At 53.3% G+C, this 1214-nt stretch carries 2 protein-coding genes; both read right to left on the bottom strand.

Annotation, left to right across the window (positions count from 1 at the left end; all coding sequences use genetic code 11):
- Positions 1–868 (bottom strand): histidine kinase dimerization/phospho-acceptor domain-containing protein (locus tag ACFRAK_RS29150; protein WP_394573221.1); only part of this gene is annotated, 868 nt, incomplete at its 3' end.
- Positions 865–1214 (bottom strand): winged helix-turn-helix domain-containing protein (locus ACFRAK_RS29155; RefSeq protein WP_394573222.1); only part of this gene is annotated, 350 nt, incomplete at its 5' end. The genes ACFRAK_RS29155 and ACFRAK_RS29150, both read right to left, overlap by 4 nt.

The following is a 1214-nucleotide window of genomic DNA, read 5'->3' on the forward strand; positions in this document are numbered from 1 at the left end:
GTTGCTCGGTCATCTCTTTCATCCGAATCGCCTCGGAATGAATGGCTTCCACCGATTCCTGAAACAGCTCCGGTCGATCAAGTCCTCTGCGTTTCAGCAAGCTGGCGTAACTCTCGATGATCGTCAGCGGTGTCTTGAGTTCATGCGATGCATTGGACACGAACTGTTCCTGCTTAGCATGGTTGCTCTCCAGCAGCGTAATCATATCATTAAAGGCGGACCCCATCTCGAACAGTTCATCCTTGGAGTTCTGCTTCAGCTCGATCCGCCGGAAACGTCCGCTGTGACGGATATCCTGCATGGTTCGGGTTAAGACGGTAATGGGCTGCATAATTAAGCGTCCTAACACCCGGGTAGACACGATGATCGGAATCAGCGCCATCGCGGTTACGGCCAACAACACAATTCGCAGCACTTGTAGCGTCTCCATCGTGGCAGCCAGACTTCTGGAAATCTGAATGTTCGAGACCGTGCCGTCGTTCCATATGACTGGCAAAGAGACCAGCACATACCGAGTTCCTTCATACTGAATCTGCTGGACCTGTTTATCGGTGCTGTACGGCACGCGAAGCTCTTCCATATCCTCTCCGGACGAGGTGACCGACGGGGAGCCGGCACTTGGATCAGCCGGCACGAATTGAATCTTCCCATTCGCCGGGACGTAGCTTCTCAGCAAATCGCCGATCGGAATGGACCGAGATGAGCGCGCCACGCCTTGCGCAATGCTGGATGCCTCCACTTCCGCTTGCGCCATCTGGCTGTCCAGCGCCATTTTGCTGAACACATAATAGATGCTCAGGTTCATTACGATCAGGATGACCGCCATCAGTACCGAGGAATAGAGATGAATCTTGCTGCTCAGCTTCATGGACTGTCCTTCAGCACATAGCCCACGCCGCGGACGGTATGAATCAGTTCCACCGTGCTGTCCTGATCAATTTTTTTGCGTACATACCGAATATACACGTCAACGACATTCGTATCGCCGTAATAATCGTAACCCCAGACGGCGGCCAGAATCTGATCCCGATTTAATACCTGACGCTTATTTTTCAGCAAATAGACCAGCAGATCGAACTCGCGCGGCGTCAGCTCGATGCTTTTTCCGTCACGCAGCACTTCGCGCGTGCTCTCGTTCAGCCTCAGGTCCGCAGCCGTAAGCCATTCTCCCTGCTCAGCTTCTTCCAAACGGTGAGTATCTTGCAGGCGAAGGG

Source organism: Peribacillus sp. NPDC056705, from assembly GCF_043656335.1.